At 61.2% G+C, this 17,330-nt stretch carries 14 protein-coding genes; 13 read left to right on the top strand and 1 reads right to left on the bottom strand.

Annotation, left to right across the window (positions count from 1 at the left end; all coding sequences use genetic code 11):
* The first annotated feature begins 100 nt into the window (after window positions 1-100).
* Window positions 101-1,147: a Fic family protein gene (locus AC27VU_RS22695; protein WP_488724974.1), complete on the top strand. Its 1,047-nt coding sequence runs from the start codon at window positions 101-103 to the stop codon at window positions 1,145-1,147.
* A 2-nt stretch (window positions 1,148-1,149) separates the two neighbouring features.
* Here the strand turns inward: AC27VU_RS22695 and queG are convergent, their stop codons facing one another.
* Window positions 1,150-2,220 carry a tRNA epoxyqueuosine(34) reductase QueG gene (gene queG / locus AC27VU_RS22690; RefSeq protein WP_488724973.1) on the bottom strand — a complete coding sequence of 357 codons (1,071 nt, stop codon included), beginning with the start codon at window positions 2,218-2,220 and terminating at the stop codon, window positions 1,150-1,152.
* A gap of 63 nt (window positions 2,221-2,283) precedes the next feature.
* Here queG and AC27VU_RS22685 point away from each other — a divergent pair, with 63 nt between their 5' ends.
* From AC27VU_RS22685 to AC27VU_RS22630, 12 genes are all read left to right on the top strand, one after another.
* A complete protein-coding gene (locus AC27VU_RS22685) occupies window positions 2,284-3,783 on the top strand; it encodes an NAD(P)H-hydrate dehydratase (protein WP_488724972.1) in 1,500 nt (499 codons plus the stop codon).
* Window positions 3,771-4,241 carry a tRNA (adenosine(37)-N6)-threonylcarbamoyltransferase complex ATPase subunit type 1 TsaE gene (gene tsaE / locus AC27VU_RS22680; RefSeq protein WP_103485508.1) on the top strand — a complete coding sequence of 157 codons (471 nt, stop codon included), beginning with the start codon at window positions 3,771-3,773 and terminating at the stop codon, window positions 4,239-4,241. Before AC27VU_RS22685 ends, tsaE begins: the two co-directional genes overlap by 13 nt.
* Before the next feature lie 51 nt (window positions 4,242-4,292).
* Entirely contained in the window at window positions 4,293-5,672 is a 1,380-nt protein-coding gene (locus AC27VU_RS22675) for an N-acetylmuramoyl-L-alanine amidase (RefSeq protein ID WP_400508169.1), read from the top strand.
* A 5-nt stretch (window positions 5,673-5,677) separates the two neighbouring features.
* Window positions 5,678-7,579 (top strand): DNA mismatch repair endonuclease MutL, encoded by a 1,902-nt coding sequence (gene mutL / locus AC27VU_RS22670; RefSeq protein ID WP_488724985.1) that lies wholly within the window; start codon window positions 5,678-5,680, stop codon window positions 7,577-7,579.
* Complete coding sequence (gene miaA / locus AC27VU_RS22665) at window positions 7,579-8,550, top strand: tRNA (adenosine(37)-N6)-dimethylallyltransferase MiaA (RefSeq protein WP_488724971.1); 972 nt, start codon at window positions 7,579-7,581, stop codon at window positions 8,548-8,550. The genes mutL and miaA overlap by 1 nt, the downstream gene beginning before the upstream one ends.
* 94 nt (window positions 8,551-8,644) lie before the next feature.
* Window positions 8,645-8,905 (top strand): RNA chaperone Hfq, encoded by a 261-nt coding sequence (gene hfq / locus AC27VU_RS22660; RefSeq protein ID WP_003221112.1) that lies wholly within the window; start codon window positions 8,645-8,647, stop codon window positions 8,903-8,905.
* Window positions 8,906-8,917: 12 nt separating this feature from the next.
* Window positions 8,918-10,219, top strand: coding sequence for a ribosome rescue GTPase HflX (gene hflX, locus AC27VU_RS22655; protein ID WP_003221114.1), 1,302 nt, complete (start codon window positions 8,918-8,920; stop codon window positions 10,217-10,219).
* Between the two features lie 96 nt (window positions 10,220-10,315).
* On the top strand, window positions 10,316-11,491 hold the full coding sequence (gene hflK / locus AC27VU_RS22650) for an FtsH protease activity modulator HflK (RefSeq protein WP_003221116.1): 1,176 nt from the start codon (window positions 10,316-10,318) through the stop codon (window positions 11,489-11,491).
* The gene (hflC, locus tag AC27VU_RS22645) at window positions 11,491-12,360 is read left to right on the top strand and encodes a protease modulator HflC (protein WP_003221118.1); all 870 of its coding nucleotides are present in this window, start codon (window positions 11,491-11,493) and stop codon (window positions 12,358-12,360) included. Before hflK ends, hflC begins: the two co-directional genes overlap by 1 nt.
* Window positions 12,361-12,673: 313 nt before the next feature.
* On the top strand, window positions 12,674-13,861 hold the full coding sequence (locus AC27VU_RS22640) for an ATP phosphoribosyltransferase regulatory subunit (RefSeq protein WP_047600701.1): 1,188 nt from the start codon (window positions 12,674-12,676) through the stop codon (window positions 13,859-13,861).
* 54 nt (window positions 13,862-13,915) lie between these two features.
* Window positions 13,916-15,205, top strand: a complete 1,290-nt coding sequence (locus AC27VU_RS22635; RefSeq protein ID WP_488724970.1) for an adenylosuccinate synthase — start codon at window positions 13,916-13,918, stop codon at window positions 15,203-15,205.
* 139 nt (window positions 15,206-15,344) lie between these two features.
* Complete coding sequence (locus tag AC27VU_RS22630; protein ID WP_003221124.1) at window positions 15,345-17,279, top strand: methyl-accepting chemotaxis protein; 1,935 nt, start codon at window positions 15,345-15,347, stop codon at window positions 17,277-17,279.
* Window positions 17,280-17,330: the final 51 nt, after the last annotated feature.

The raw sequence follows: 17,330 nt of genomic DNA, 5'->3' as shown, positions 1-17,330 counted from the left end.
CGCGTCTCTAAATAGGGTAAAAATAAAGTTTTAAGGGGGTATTTCGTCATGAAATACCCTATTTAAGTCTTTTTACCTCATTTAGACGGCTGCCTGAATCATGCACTCACTCACCCCGGAATTTCTTGACGCCTTGCGCTTTGACGGTCTCCAGATTGCGACGCTTCGTGCATTGGGAGAGTTTCGGGGTAAGCAACAACTGTTCGTTGCTCAATCGCCGCAGGTACTCCAGGGACTTACGCAGATAGCCGTAATTGAATCCACGGAGTCATCTAACCGACTGGAGGGTGTAACTGTCGCGCCAGCGCGGCTGAAGTCACTGATGAGCAAAAACACTGATCCCAAGAGCCGATCCGAACAGGAAATTGCTGGCTATCGGGACGCACTGTCACTCATCCATGAATCAGCCGATGGAATGCCATTTTCCGAAGGTGTTCTTAGACAATTACACAGTCTTCTTTACCGCTATCTACCTCAGGATGGTGGTGAATGGAAGGCGATGAACAACGACATCATCGAGCGTCATGCCGATGGTTCATCGCGGATTCGCTTCCAACCTGTTCCTGCGCATATGACCCCTATTGCGGTGACTGAAACCCTGGCGCATTACCACCGGGCGCTGGCATTGAATCTCGCTGACCCTTTGGTTTTGGTGCCGCTTACGGTCCTCGACTTCCTTTGTATACACCCCTTCTCTGACGGTAATGGTCGCGTCGCTCGTCTGCTGACATTGCTGCTGCTCTATCAATTTGATTACCGAGTCGGGCGATTTATCAGTCTTGAACGGATATTCGAGGAGTCAAAGGAGGGCTATTACGCAACACTCGAACTGAGTTCTCAGGGGTGGCACGAGGGCACGCATGATGTTCGGCCATGGATGGATTATTTTTGGGGGGCATTGCTTAAAGCGTACAAAGAGTTCGAGGAGCGAGTGGGTACGATAGAGAAGCGTCGAGGGGGTAAAAGCGATCGAATCAGAGACGAAGCCTTGAAGCGAGTCCTCCCTTTTTCCATCTCGGAAATTGAAGAGTCCTGTCCGGGAGTCAGTCGCGATACAGTGCGCCTGGTTTTACGATCACTGAAAGCAGAAGGGCTGATTGAGCCGACCGGTAAGGGGCGCACAGCCAAGTGGAGAAAGCCGGCATAGCCTCAAGTAAAGCGTTCAGCGTGCTGTTTCAGCGCCCACTCGACGTGTTCGCGGACTAGATCGGACGGGTAATCACGACGCGCCTTCAAGGCTTCCAGCACAGGAATGCTCGAAGGCGCGTTGCCCAGCCCGACCGCCAGATTGCGCAGCCAGCGCTCGTAACCGGCGCGGCGCAGCGGCGAGCCTTCGGTGCTGCTGAGAAACTTGTCCTCGTCCCACAGGAATAGCTCGGCCAGTTCGGCGTTGTCCAGGTTGTGCCGTGGCTTGAAATCGCTTTCCCCGGATGGCCGGGCGAAGCGGTTCCACGGGCAGACGATCTGGCAGTCGTCGCAGCCGAACACGCGGTTGCCGATCAGCGGGCGCAGGTCTTCGGGGATGGCGTTTTTCAGTTCGATGGTCAGATACGAGATACACCGTCGCGCGTCCAGCACGTACGGACCGACGAAGGCGTTGGTCGGGCAGATGTCCAGGCACGCCGTGCAGCGCCCGCAATGTTCGGTGCTGTGCGGTTCGTCCACCGGCAGCGGCAGATCGACGAACAGTTCGCTCAGGAAGAAATAGCTGCCGGCCTTGCGGTTCAGTACCAGGGTGTTTTTGCCGATCCAGCCCAGTCCGGCCTGCTCGGCGATGGCTTTTTCAAGCACGGGGGCACTGTCGACGAAGGCACGGAAACCGAACGGGCCGATCTCGGATTGAATCTTGTCGGCCAATTGCTGCACACGTTTACGGATCAATTTGTGGTAATCGCGGCCCAAGGCATAACGCGAAACGTAGGCCTTCTCCGGTTGCGCGAGCATTTGCGCCATTTGCGTGTCGCCGGGCAGGTAGTCCATACGCAGCGAAACCACGCGCAACGTACCCGGAACCAGCTCCTCCGGATGCGAGCGTTTGCTGCCGTGGGCGCCCATGTAATCCATTTCGCCGTGGTAGCCGGCGGCGAGCCAGCGCTCCAGGTGCTGCTCATGCTCGGCCAGGTCCAGACCGCTGATGCCGACTTGCTGGAAGCCCAGCTCGCGGCCCCAATCCTTGATCGATTGGGCGAGGGCGGGAAGATCTGTGGTGATGGCGGACATGAGGCGAGAGAAACCGGAGCTGAGGTGCGTATAATTCTGCCAGACATCGGAGCCCGAAGACGCATGCCGCACACGAAAGATGAATTACCCGACGCGCTGTATGGCGCTGCACAGGTGCGAGCACTCGACGCGCGGCTGATCGCTGCGGGCACCCCGGGCTTCGAATTGATGCAGCGCGCTGCGCACGCGACCTGGCGCGCGTTGGAGCGGCAATGGCCGTTGGCGAACGAAATGACCGTGCTGGCTGGGCATGGCAACAACGCCGGTGATGGTTTTCTGATCGCCGCGCTGGCGCACCGGGCCGGTTGGGCGGTGCGGGTGCTGGCCGTCGGTGATCCGCAACGCTTGCAGGGCGACGCTGCGCAGGCTTATGCGCAGGCACTGAGCGATGGCGTCGCCGTGCAGGGCTGGACCGCGCAATTCGAGCTGCGCGGCATTATCGTCGATGCCTTGCTCGGCACCGGGCTGGCCGGCGATGTGCGCGAGCCGTATGCCGCTGCGATCAAGGCGATCAATGCCAGTGGCCTGCCGGTGGTGGCGGTGGATATTCCTTCGGGGCTGTCTGCCGATACCGGGCATGTCCTTGGCGTTGCGGTTCACGCCGACCTTACCGTGACCTTTATTGGCTTGAAGCTTGGCCTGTTCACCGGTGATGCGGCGGATCAGGTCGGAGCGCTGGTGTTTAACGATCTGCAAGCCGCTGCCGACATCTACCGTGACATTCCTGTCAGCGCTCTGCGTCTCTCGGCGGCTAATCTTCCACGATTGGCCCCGCGTGCGCCCGCGGCACACAAAGGGCGCTTCGGGCATTTGCTGCTGATCGGTGGCGATCAGGGTTTTGGCGGGGCGATTCTGCTCAGTAGCGAAGCGGCCTTGCGCAGCGGCGCCGGCATGGTGTCGCTGGCGACCCGTCCGGAACATGTCCCGGCCGCGCTGACGCGGATGCCGGAAGTCATGGCGCTCGGCACATCGTCGGCCAATCAGTTGATGGGGCTGCTGGAAAAGGTCTCGGTGCTGGTGGTTGGTCCGGGTCTCGGACAGGCGAGTTGGGGCCGGGCGCTGTTGTCCGCTGCCGCCAATGCGCCGCTGCCGCAGGTATGGGACGCCGACGCGTTGAATCTGCTGGCGAGCGGTTTTGTCAGCCTGCCCGGGAATTGCGTGATCACTCCGCATCCGGGCGAGGCGGCGCGCCTGTTGGGCGTCAGTACCGCTGAGGTGCAGGCAGATCGCCCGGCCGCCGCGCGGGCGTTATGCAAAAAATACTCAGCCGTCGTCGTGCTGAAAGGCGCCGGCAGCCTGATCGCCCATCCCGATGGGCGTCTGGCGTTGTGTCATCAGGGCCATCCGGCCATGGCCACTGCCGGCCTTGGCGATGTGCTCGCCGGGTTGACCGGGGCGCTGCTGGCGCAGGGCATGGACGGCTACGATGCCGCCTGCCTCGCAGTCTGGCTGCACGCCAATGCCGGCGCGCAACTAGGTAAATTCGGCCGTGGGCTGGCGGCCAGTGATCTGATTCCAGCCATTCGTCAGTTGTTGGAGGAGCATGCACCGTGTCTGAAGTAACCCTGTACCTGGCCGATGAACAGGCCATGAGCGACTTTGGCGCACGGATCGCCCGCGTTACCCAGGGCCATGGCCTGATTTTTCTCGAAGGCAATCTGGGCATGGGTAAAACCACCCTGTCGCGGGGCATCATTCGTGGGCTTGGGCATGTCGGCGCAGTAAAAAGTCCGACCTTCACTCTGGTTGAGCCCTACGAGATCGGCGACGTCCGTGCCTTTCACTTCGACCTGTACCGTCTGGTCGATCCGGAGGAACTGGAGTTTCTCGGTATCCGCGATTATTTCGAAGACGATGCCCTGTGCCTGATCGAGTGGCCCGATAAAGGTGCAGGCTTTTTGCCAAAGCCTGACCTGACCATTACCATTACCCCGCAAGACAGCGGCCGTTCGCTGAAAATTTTGTCCCAGGGCGCGCGTGGTGAGTCCTGGTGTGCCGCTTTGGCATTGGAATCCAATTAAATGATGGGGTTAGGTATGCGCTTTCGCGCGTTGGTGGCTGCCGCAGGACTGATGTTGATGGCAGTGGCCGTCAACGCTGTGGCCGACACAAAGGTCAACAGCGTGCGCCTGTGGCGGGCGCCGGACAATACGCGACTGGTCTTCGACCTGAGCGGCCCGGTGCAGCACAGTGTCTTCACCCTGACCGCACCGGATCGACTGGTGATCGACATCAATGGCGCCACTCTGGGTGCGCCGTTGAAAGTGTCGACCGCCAACACGCCGATCACCGCGATGCGCTCGGCCCAGCGTACGCCGACTGACCTGCGGGTGGTCATCGACCTGAAAAAAGCCGTCACCCCGAAAAGTTTCTCGCTGGCGCCGAACGCGCAATATGGCAACCGTCTGGTGGTCGACCTGTTCGACAATGCCGCCGATGCCGCCCCGCCGCCAGCTCCGACGCCTTCGGTTGCGACCGTGCCGGCAGTGCCGGTGACGCCTTCGGAACCGGCGATCAAACTGCCACCGGCCCCGGCCGGCAAACGCGACATCATTGTGGTGATCGACGCCGGCCACGGCGGCGAAGACCCGGGTGCGTCCGGCTCGCGCGGTCAGCGTGAGAAAGATGTGGTACTGCAGATCGCCCGCGAACTGCAGCGTCAGGTCAACGGTATGAAGGGTTTCCGTGCCGAGCTGACCCGGACCGGCGATTACTTCATCCCGTTGCGCGGCCGTACCGAAATCGCCCGCAAGAAGGGCGCCGACCTGTTCGTTTCGATCCACGCCGATGCCGCGCCGTCTGCGGCAGCCTTCGGCGCCTCGGTGTTTGCCCTGTCCGATCGCGGCGCAACGTCGGAGACCGCCCGTTGGCTGGCCGACAGCGAAAACCGTTCCGACCTGATCGGTGGTGCCGGCAACGTCAGCCTCGACGACAAGGACCGCATGCTCGCCGGCGTGTTGCTCGACCTGTCGATGACCGCGTCGCTGACTTCCAGCCTCAACGTCGGCCAGAAAGTCCTGACCAACATTGGTCGCGTGACCCCGTTGCACAAACAACGCGTGGAGCAGGCCGGGTTCATGGTGCTGAAATCGCCGGACATCCCGTCGATTCTGGTCGAAACCGGCTTCATCTCCAACGCCAACGAAGCGAACAAGCTCTCGGCATCAAGCCACCAGCAGGCGCTGGCGCGTTCGATCAGCAGCGGTGTGCGGCAGTTCTTCCAGCAGAACCCGCCACCGGGCACCTACATTGCCTGGCTGCGTGACTCCGGCAAGATCGCCCAAGGCCCGCGTGATCACCGCGTGAGTCCGGGTGAGACGCTGGCGATGATCGCCGTGCGTTATCAGGTGTCGCCCGCCACGCTGCGCAGTGCCAACAATCTCAGCAGCGATGAGCTGAAGGTCGGTCAGCACCTGACCATTCCTGGCACCGAACTGGCGTCCAAAGAATGAACCAGGTGTTGAACGCCGCACGCATCGAACTGCTCAGCCCGCGGCTGGCGAACCAGATCGCCGCCGGTGAGGTGGTCGAGCGCCCGGCTTCGGTGATCAAGGAATTGCTGGAAAACAGCCTCGACTCCGGTGCCAGACGCATCGACGTCGATGTCGAGCAGGGCGGCGTCAAGCTGCTGCGGGTGCGTGACGACGGCAGTGGCATTTCCGCCGACGACCTGCCGCTGGCCCTGGCCCGTCACGCCACCAGCAAGATCCGCAATCTCGAAGACCTCGAACAGGTGATGAGCCTGGGCTTCCGTGGTGAAGCGCTGGCCTCGATCAGCTCCGTGGCACGCCTGACCCTGACCTCGCGCACCCGCGACGCCGATCAGGCCTGGCAGGTCGAGACCGAAGGTCGCGACATGGCGCCTCGCGTTCAGCCGGCAGCGCATCCGGTCGGCACTTCGGTGGAAGTGCGCGACCTGTTCTTCAACACGCCGGCGCGACGCAAGTTTCTCAAGACCGAAAAAACCGAATTCGATCATCTGCAGGAAGTGATCAAACGTCTGGCGCTGGCGCGTTTCGACGTAGCCTTCCATCTGCGCCACAACGGCAAGACCATCCTCAGCCTGCATGAGGCCCACGATGATGCGGCCCGCGCCCGGCGGGTGGCGGCGATTTGTGGTTCGGGCTTCCTCGAGCAGGCGCTGCCGATCGAGATCGAGCGCAACGGTCTGCACCTGTGGGGCTGGGTCGGGTTGCCGACCTTCAACCGCAGCCAGGCGGACTTGCAGTATTTCTTTGTGAACGGCCGGGCGGTGCGCGACAAACTGGTGGCGCACGCGGTGCGTCAGGCTTATCGCGATGTGCTGTTCAACGGTCGTCATCCGACCTTCGCGCTGTTTTTCGAGGTCGATCCGGCGGCGGTGGACGTCAACGTGCACCCGACCAAGCACGAAGTGCGCTTCCGTGACGGGCGCATGGTGCATGACTTCCTTTACGGCACGTTGCACCGCGCACTGGGCGATGTGCGTCCGGAAGATCAACTGGCCGGTTCGGTCACCACTGCTGTCGTCCGTCCAACCGGCATCGAGGCGGGTGAATTCGGCCCGCAGGGCGAAATGCGTCTGGCGGCCAACGCGCTGCTGGAGCAGCCGCAGGCGCAACCGGTGTTCAGCACCTCGTCGGGCGCCAGCGCTGGCGGCGCTTATCAGTATCAGTACACGCCACGTCCGCAGTCGGCGATGCCGCCGGCCGCCGAGGCGCAAGCTGCTTACCGCGAGTTCTTCGCGCCGCTGCCCGAGGCCAACGCCAACGCGCTGCCGGCCGGTCAAGAAGATATTCCGCCGCTCGGTTACGCGCTGGCGCAACTCAAGGGCATCTACATTCTGTCCGAGAACGCTCAGGGGCTGGTGCTGGTGGACATGCATGCCGCGCACGAGCGGATCATGTACGAACGCCTGAAAATCGCCATGGCCAGTGAAGGCCTGAGCGGCCAGCCATTGCTGGTGCCGGAGTCGCTGGCGGTCAGTCAGCGTGAAGCCGACTGCGCCGAAGAACATGCCGCATGGTTCCAGAAACTGGGCTTCGAACTGCAGCGCCTGGGCCCGGAAACATTGGCGATCCGCCAGATTCCGGCCCTGCTCAAACAGGCCGAGGCCAATCGCCTGGTGGGTGACGTGTTGTCGGACCTGATGGAGTACGGCACCAGCGACCGGATTCAGGCACACCTGAACGAACTGCTCGGCACCATGGCCTGCCACGGCGCGATCCGCGCCAATCGGCGCCTGGCCCTGCCGGAAATGAACGGCCTGCTGCGCGACATGGAAAACACCGAGCGCAGCGGTCAATGCAACCATGGCCGACCGACCTGGACCCAACTGGGCCTGGACGATCTGGACAAACTGTTCCTGCGCGGTCGTTGATGAGCCAGCTTCCTCCAGCGATTTTCCTGATGGGCCCGACCGCTGCGGGCAAGACCGACCTGGCCATCGAGCTGACCAAGGTGCTGCCGTGCGAACTGATCAGCGTCGATTCGGCGCTGGTCTATCGCGGCATGGACATCGGCACCGCCAAGCCCTCGAAAGAACTGCTGGCCGAATTTCCGCACCGGCTGATCGATATTCTCGATCCAGCCGACGCCTATTCGGCTGCGGATTTCCGCCACGATGCCCTGCAAGCCATGGCTGAAATCACCGCGCGCGGGAAAATTCCGCTGCTGGTCGGCGGCACCATGCTCTATTACAAGGCTTTGGTCGAAGGTCTGGCGGACATGCCGGCGGCGGATCCCGACGTTCGTGCGCAGATCGAAGAAGAGGCTGCACGCCTTGGCTGGCAAGCCCTGCACGAGCAACTGGCGCTCATCGATCCGGTGTCGGCGGCACGCATTCACCCGAACGATCCGCAGCGCCTGAGTCGTGCGCTGGAGGTCTATCGGGTCAGCGGTCAGAGCATGACTGCCCTGCGTCAGCAACAATCTGCGCAAAGTACTGAAGCAGCCGCTTCGGGACAGCAACAATTGCCCTATACTGTCGCGAACTTGGCCATTGCTCCGGCAAATCGCCAGGTACTGCACGAGCGCATTAAACAAAGATTCACAAATATGCTGGAACAGGGGTTCATCGACGAGGTCGTAGCCCTGCGTAAAAGAAGTGACCTGCATTCCGGGTTGCCGTCTATACGTGCGGTAGGCTACCGCCAAGTCTGGGACTACCTGGATGGCAAGCTGTCGTTAGCCGAAATGCAGGAACGCGGCATCATTGCCACGCGTCAATTGGCCAAGCGCCAGTTCACCTGGCTGCGCAGCTGGGAAGAACTGCACTGGCTGGACAGTCTTGATTGCGACAATCTGCCACGCGCCTTGAAATACCTTGGGACCATCTCCATATTGAGCTGAGTCCTTGCAATTGCCGTCTATCCTTGGGGGTGTGGCGGCCAAAGCCATCTGAATTACCTATTTTTATTATTGAATCCTTAAAGGAGTGCGGCACATGTCAAAAGGGCATTCGCTACAAGACCCTTACTTGAATACTTTACGTAAAGAGAAAGTTGGGGTTTCCATCTACCTGGTCAACGGTATCAAACTGCAAGGCACGATCGAGTCGTTCGACCAGTTCGTTATCCTGCTGAAAAACACCGTCAGCCAGATGGTTTACAAACACGCTATCTCGACAGTCGTGCCAGTACGTCCAATTCGTCTGCCTAGCGCAACCGAATCCGATGCAGGTGACGCTGAGCCAGGTAACGCCTGATAGGAGTCTCCTTTGTTCTTTGAGCGCCACGGTGGTGGTGAGCGAGTCATCCTCGTTCACTTGGAAGGTCAGGACCCTGAGGCGCGCGAAGATCCGCAGGAGTTTCAGGAATTGGCTAATTCGGCGGGCGCCGAGACCGTTGCGTTTTTTAACGTACCGCGTCATCGGCCAACCGCCAAATTCCTGATTGGCAGCGGCAAGGTCGAGGAATTACGCGACCTGGTTCATGCCGAAAAGGCCGATCTGGTGATTTTCAATCACATTCTCACGCCCAGTCAGGAACGTAACCTCGAACGTGTTTTCGAGTGTCGCGTGATCGACCGTACCGGCCTGATCCTCGATATCTTCGCCCAGCGCGCCCGTACCCATGAAGGCAAGCTCCAGGTCGAACTGGCCCAGCTTGACCACATGAGCACCCGGCTGGTTCGCGGCTGGACTCACCTTGAGCGTCAGGGTGGCGGTATCGGCATGCGTGGTCCGGGTGAAACCCAGCTCGAAACCGACCGGCGTCTGCTGCGGGTTCGCCTGCGGCAGATCAAGGGTCGTCTGGAAAAAGTACGCAGCCAGCGCGAGCAGTCGCGACGCGGCCGCTCCCGTGCGGATATCCCTACCGTTTCTCTGGTGGGCTATACCAACGCCGGCAAATCCACGCTGTTCAATAACGTGACCAAATCCGAGGTGTACGCGGCCGACCAGTTGTTCGCCACGCTGGACCCGACCTTGCGCCGTCTGGAACTGGACGACCTGGGGCCGATCGTTCTGGCTGACACGGTAGGGTTCATTCGGCACTTGCCGCACAAGCTGGTCGAGGCATTTCGGTCTACGCTCGAAGAGTCGAGCAACTCCGACCTGCTGTTGCACGTGATCGATGCGGCCGAACCGGATCGCATGTTGCAGATCGAGCAGGTGATGGTGGTGCTGGGCGAGATCGGAGCCCAGGACTTGCCGATCCTCGAGGTATACAACAAACTCGATTTGCTTGAAGGCGTTGAGCCACAGATCCAGCGCGATGCCGATGGCAAACCGCAGCGGGTCTGGCTGTCGGCGCGTGATGGCACGGGTCTGGAATTGCTTGAACAGGCGATTGCCGAGTTGCTGGGCAGTGATTTGTTTGTGGGGACATTGCGCTTGCCACAACGGTTCGCTCGACTGCGTGCGCAGTTCTTCGAGCTCGGTGCGGTACAGAAAGAAGAGCATGACGAAGAAGGCATCTGCCTGCTGGCCGTTCGTTTGCCCCGGGTCGAGTTGAATCGACTGGTAAGCCGCGAAGGATTGCAGCCGATGGAATTCATCGAGCAACACACTTTGCAATAAAAGCCTGGCAAAGCGGTTGTGCCGCGACGGCAGGCATTCTGTAGCATTGGTCGGCGCGCCGTGGGTGCGTCTTTGCTTTATCAGATGGAGAGCGCTATGGCTTGGAATGAGCCGGGTGGCAACTCGAATAATCAGGATCCTTGGGGTGGCAAGCGCCGCAATAACGGCGACCGCAAGGGGCCACCGGATCTCGACGAGGCCTTCCGAAAGCTGCAGGAAAGCCTGAACGGGTTGTTCGGTGGTGGTAAGAAACGCGGTGGTGATGACGGCGGTGGTTCGGGCAGGAGTGGTGGCGGCTTCGGCGGTCTGCTCGGCATCGGCCTCGTCGTGCTGGCGGCTGTCTGGCTGTACAGCGCGGTCTATGTGGTCGACGAGCAGGAGCAAGCCGTGGTGCTGCGCTTCGGCAAGTACTACGAGACGGTCGGCCCCGGCCTGAACATCTACTTCCCGCCGATCGACAAGAAGTACATGGAGAACGTCACGCGTGAGCGTGCCTACACCAAGCAGGGCCAGATGCTGACCGAAGACGAGAACATCGTCGAAGTGCCGCTGACCGTGCAGTACAAGATCAGCAACCTGCAGGACTTCGTGCTGAACGTCGATCAGCCGGAAATCAGCCTGCAGCATGCGACCGACAGCGCCCTGCGTCACGTGGTGGGTTCGACCGCCATGGACCAGGTGCTTACCGAAGGTCGTGAATTGATGGCCAGCGAAATCAAGGAGCGTCTGCAACGCTTCCTCGATACCTATCGCACCGGTATCACCGTCACTCAGGTCAACGTACAGAACGCGGCAGCCCCGCGTGAAGTGCAGGAAGCCTTCGACGATGTGATCCGCGCCCGTGAAGACGAGCAGCGTTCACGCAACCAGGCTGAAACCTACGCCAACGGCGTCGTGCCGGAAGCCCGTGGTCAGGCCCAGCGTATCCTCGAGGATGCCAACGGTTACCGCGACGAAACAGTCTCGCGCGCCAAGGGTGAGGCTGACCGCTTCACCAAACTGGTGGCCGAGTATCGCAAGGCACCTGAAGTCACCCGCCAGCGTCTGTACCTGGACACCATGCAGGAAGTCTTCAGCAACACCAGCAAGGTACTCGTGACCGGCAACAAGAACGGCCAGAGCAACTTGCTTTATCTGCCGCTGGATAAAATGATTCAGAACAGTTCGGGCAGCAATGCACCGGTGACCGGTTCGGCCGCTGCCAGCAACAACACGGATGTCGCGCCGCATGTCACTGATCTGCCGCAGACACGCACAAGGGAGACCCGCTGATGAGCAATAAATCGCTGATCGCCCTGATCGTTGGCGTTGTTGTGGTACTGGTGGGCTGGAACTGCTTCTACATCGTGGCTCAGACCGAGCGTGCGGTGTTGCTGCAATTTGGTCGTGTGGTTCAGGCCGATGTTCAGCCAGGTCTGCATGTGAAGGTGCCTTACGTTAACCAGGTGCGTAAATTCGACGCACGTCTGATGACGCTGGATGCACCGACACAGCGCTTCCTGACCCTGGAAAAGAAAGCCGTGATGGTCGATGCCTACGCCAAGTGGCGCGTGAAAGATGCCGAGCGCTTCTACACCGCGACTTCCGGCCTCAAGCAAATCGCCGATGAGCGTCTGTCCCGTCGCCTGGAATCGGGCCTGCGTGACCAGTTCGGCAAGCGCACCCTGCACGAAGTGGTGTCGGGTGAGCGTGATGCGTTGATGGCTGACATCACCGCGTCGCTGAACTCGATGGCAGAAAAAGAGCTGGGTATCGAAGTGGTCGATGTCCGGGTCAAGGCCATCGATCTGCCGAAGGAAGTGAACCGCAGCGTGTTCGAACGTATGAGCACCGAGCGTGAGCGTGAAGCTCGCGAGCACCGCGCCAAGGGTAACGAGCTGGCCGAAGGCATCCGTGCCGACGCCGATCGTCAACGCCGCGTGCTGCTGGCTGAAGCCTATCGTGAATCCGAAGAGATTCGCGGTGATGGCGATGCCCAGGCCGCTGCGATCTACTCCAAGGCCTACGGTCAGGATCAGGAGTTCTACGGTTTCTACCGTAGCCTGCGTGCCTACCGTGAAAGCTTCGCGAACAAAACCGACGTCATGGTTCTCGACCCAAGCAGCGACTTCTTCCGTTATCTGGAAAAGTCCAAGCCTTGATACGACGTTGACCTGAATCACTCCGCCCGGCGGCTAAAACCTCGGGCGGGGTGATCCTTTGGGAAAACGTGTGTATGATGCGGCAGCCGGGAAATTCCCGGCTTTTTTGCGTCTGCACGTTTGATTGCTGTTTTTTGTTGCAGGCATCGGGTTGAATGGCCCGAGAGTATTTCGAGGAAAGTGATGGGCGAAGCCGGTAACAGGCCTTTCGCCGCGTCGTTCATGCGCGTGCGTTTTGAACGAGTCGGTCATTTTCTGCTTCACTCAAGGCTCGCCCGCAGGCTGGCCGCCCGGATCAAAGGGGAATGGCGTAATGGCAACGGTAGACCGCTGGCTGCTGCCAGATGGCATCGAAGAAGTACTGCCACCGGAAGCGGCGCGCATTGAAGTCGCGCGTCGTCAGGTGTTGGATCTGTTCCAGAGCTGGGGTTACGAGTTTGTCGTGACTCCCCATATCGAGTACCTGGAATCCCTGCTGACCGGTGCGGGCCAGGATCTGGATCTGCGTACCTTCAAGGTCATCGACCCGCAGTCGGGCCGGCAGATGGGTTTCCGTGCCGACATCACGCCGCAGGTGGCGCGCATCGATGCGCACACCCTGCGTCGCGAAGGCCCGAGCCGTCTGTGCTATGCCGGCAGCGTGCTGCATGCCCAGCCGCGTGCACTGTCGTCCTCGCGCAGCCCGATCCAGCTGGGTGCCGAGCTGTACGGCGATGCCAGCCCGAGCAGCGACGTTGAAGTGATCAGCCTGATGCTGGCCATGCTGCAACTGGCCGATGTGCCGGATGTGCACATGGACCTTGGTCATGTCGGTATCTATCGTGGCCTGGCGCGCGCCGCCGGTCTGTCCGGTGAAGTCGAGCAGCAGTTGTTCGATGCGCTGCAACGCAAGGCCATCGACGAGGTCATTACCTTGACCGAAGGCCTGCCGGCCGATCTGTCCGGCATGCTGCGGGCGCTGGTCGATCTGTGTGGCGGCCGTGAAGTACTGAGTGCGGCCCGTGAGCGTCTGGCCAATGCACCGGCGCCGGTGCTGGCCGCGCTGGAAGATTTGCTGGAGATCGCCGATCGTCTGGCGACGCGTTTCCCGGAGCTGCCGCTGTACTTCGACCTGGGCGAGCTGCGCGGCTACCACTACCACACCGGTGTGGTGTTCGCGGTGTTTGTCCCGGGCGTGGGCCAGTCCATCGCTCAGGGCGGTCGTTACGACGACATCGGCGCCGACTTCGGTCGTGCCCGTCCGGCGACCGGCTTCTCTACCGATTTGAAAACCCTGGTGACCCTGGGGCGTGCTGAGATCGAGCTACCGTCTGGCGGTATCTGGATGCCTGACAGTACGGATGCGGCACTCTGGCAGCAGGTTTGCCAGTTGCGCAGTGAGGGTCAGCGTGTCGTTCAGGCGTTGCCTGGACAACCTTTGGCCGCCGCCCGTGATGCGGACTGCGACCGGCAATTGATTCAGCAGAACGGGCTTTGGCAAGTATCGCCACTGGCTTCTTGAGTTTTCCTGCCGGCCATCGCCGGCACCAAGTTTGCGCGAATGAGGACAAGTGTTATGGGTAAGAATGTCGTAGTCCTGGGCACCCAATGGGGTGATGAGGGCAAAGGCAAGATCGTTGATCTGCTGACCGAACATGCTGCCGCCGTAGTGCGCTACCAAGGTGGCCACAACGCTGGCCACACCCTGGTGATCGACGGCGAGAAAACCGTCTTGCACCTGATCCCCTCGGGCGTGCTGCGCGAAGGCGTGCAGTGCCTGATCGGCAACGGCGTGGTGGTTGCACCTGACGCCCTGCTGCGTGAGATCACCAAGCTGGAAGAGAAAGGCGTACCGGTGCGCGAGCGCCTGCGTATCAGCCCGTCCTGCCCGCTGATCCTGTCCTTCCACGTGGCGCTGGACCAGGCCCGTGAAAAAGCCCGTGGCGAGCTGAAGATCGGTACCACCGGTCGCGGCATCGGCCCGGCTTACGAAGACAAGGTTGCACGTCGTGGCCTGCGCGTGGGCGACCTGCTCAACATGCCGCGCTTCGAAGACAAGCTGCGTGAACTGGTGGATTACCACAACTTCATGCTGGTGGGTTACTACAAAGAGCCGGCCATCGAGTTCGAAAAGACCCTGGCCGAGTGCAAGGAATACGCTGAGCTGCTCAAGCCGCTGATGCTGGACGTGACTGCCGAGCTGCACGACCTGCGTCGCGCCGGCAAAGACATCATGTTCGAAGGCGCCCAGGGTTCGTTGCTCGACATCGACCACGGTACCTACCCGTACGTGACCAGCTCCAACACCACCGCAGGTGGCGTGGCCACCGGTTCGGGCGTTGGCCCGATGTTCCTGGACTACATCCTGGGCATCACCAAGGCTTACACCACTCGCGTCGGTTCGGGTCCATTCCCGACTGAGCTGTTCGACGATGTGGGTGCGCATCTGGCCAAGCAGGGTCACGAGTTCGGCGCGACCACCGGCCGTGCCCGTCGTTGCGGCTGGTTCGACGCCGTTATCCTGCGTCGCGCTATCGATGTGAACAGCATCTCGGGCATCTGCCTGACCAAGCTGGACGTCCTCGATGGCCTGGAAACCATCAACATCTGCACCGGCTACAAGGACGCGCAAGGCAACGCCGTGGCGCCGACCGACGCTGACAGCTACGTGGGCCTGCAGCCTGTGTACGAAGAAGTGCCGGGCTGGAGCGAATCGACCGTGGGTGCCAAAACCCTGGAAGAGCTGCCAGCTAACGCTCGTGCTTACATCAAACGCGTTGAAGAGCTGATCGGCGCGCCGATTGACATTATTTCGACGGGCCCGGACCGCAACGAAACCATCGTTCTGCGTCATCCGTTCGCTTGATAAGTCGTTGATGTAAAAAACAAAGGCCCCTTAATCGGGGCCTTTGTCGTTTATGCCTGTTGGACGGCATGACCTTTGCTGTAAATCTTCCTACAAGAGTGCCATCAAATTAATGGCGTCAGAAGTAGAGGGATTCACAGTGTCGGCCGTTCTCTCACTGTTACAAAGCCGTTTGTTGCGGCCCGTGTTCGTTACCCTTGGTATCGCCCTTTTGGTGCAAGTGCTGGTGGCAGTCGCCCTGACACGAAGCACCGTCACGGCGCTGGAAGCCGATCTCGGCACTCGCCTGGGCGCAGACAGCCAGAAGCTTTCGGGTGAGCTGGAGCAGGCCGGGCGTGAAGTCACGTCGAGCCTCGACGCCTTGTCCGCCAGTACTCGTCAGCGACTTACTGCGGGTCTGTCTTCGCGTCTGGAAGAGGAGCAGGCGCAGCTGCGTACGACTCTGGAAAAAGACCTCAAGGACTCGGCCAACGACATGGCCCAGTTGCTCGCCTCGGTCGCGCCCCGTGCCATGTGGGATAACGACGTACCGACCCTCTCCGAGTTCGCCCGGCGCGCCCAGCGCAATCCCAACGTGCTGTTCGTGGTCTACGACGACGCCACCGGTCAGCACCTGACGCGTTATCTCAATCGCGAAAACCCGATCAACAAGGCCTTGCTGGAAAAAGGCCAGGGCGAGCGTGCGCTCGATAAAGTGCTGGATGCGGCGAAGAACGATCCGTCGGTCTACTACCTCGAGGCCTCGATCAACCCCAATGGTGTGGAAATCGGCAAGGTGCTGATGGGCGTCTCGACGGCGTCGGTGGAAACTGATCTGGCGGCGCTCGACAAACGTTTCTCGGCGCTGATCGCCAGCAGTGATCAACTGGTCGGCGACAGCCTGAAGGGGGCGGCTGCTGACAGCGCCACGGCCATGCGCGCACGCCTGCAGTCGGCGCAGTCCACGGCTGCCGAGATGAAGGCTAATACCGCGAGCACCGTGCAGGATGCCGCGGGGACGCTACGCTGGCGGATCGGCATGGGCCTGGCGCTGGTTGGATTTGGCGTACTGCTGTTGCTGGCGGTGGTGCTCGGTCATCGGGTAGTCAACCGCCTGAAGATGCTCAACGCGGCGATGGATGATCTGGCGGCGGGCGAGGGCGATCTGACCAAGCGCGTGCAGATCAACAGCAAAGACGAGATCGGCGACATGGCGTCGGCGGTCAATCGCTTTGTGGATAAGTTGCAGCCGATTGTGCGCGAGGCGGGCGACGTGGCCCAACGTACCGGCGTGGAAATCGGCGCCATGACCCTGCGCAATGCCGGTGCCGATGCGGCGGCGGGGATGCAGCGTGATGAAGTGGCGGAAAGCCTGCGCGCGCTGTCGCAAATGGCTGACGAGGCGCAATCGGAAAGCCATGCCATGCAGGCGGCGTTGAAACAGGTGGTGGATATTCGCCAGGCCACCGACGAAAACACTCGGACCTCGGCGAAGGTCGGCAGCCTGATCGAAGCGCTGGCCGGGCAGGTCGACACCGGGGCGAAAGTCATCGAGCGACTGGCGCAGCAGAGCGAACAGATTGAAGTGGTGCTGACGGTGATTCACGGCATCGCCGAACAGACCAACCTGCTGGCCCTGAACGCGGCGATCGAAGCGGCGCGGGCCGGCGAGACCGGGCGCGGTTTTGCCGTGGTCGCGGATGAAGTGCGCGCCTTGGCGAGCAAGACACAAAGCTCCACCGGCGACATTCAGGCGCACATCGTCGCGTTGCAGCAGGGCGCGCGTGAGGCGGTTGAAGCGATCGGACAGGCCGGGCGTCAGGCCAGCGAGGGTTTGCTGGTGTTGCGCGACAGTGCGCGGCTGCAGCAGTCGGTGCAGGCCTCGGTCGAGCAGGTGCATGCGGCGATTGGTCTGGCGACGCAGGCGGCGGCGCATCAGGCGCAGGGCGCGCAGGCGGTGCGTGGGCGGGTCGAAACGATTCATGCCCAGGCCGAGAAAGCGGCGCAGGCGGTGGTGGAGACCACGGCCAGTGGCAAGGTGCTGGATGGCTTGGCGGCGCAGTTGAAGGCGAGTCTGGGGCAGTTCAGGGCTTGAGGTCGTCTGGCGGGCCTCTTCGCGAGCAAGCTCGCTCCCACATTCGATCGC

The sequence above is a fragment of the Pseudomonas sp. 14P5.3.2 genome, from assembly GCF_057799175.1.
The sequence above is the reverse complement of the archived record's forward strand: the minus strand, read 5'-3'. Positions and strand labels throughout refer to the sequence as shown.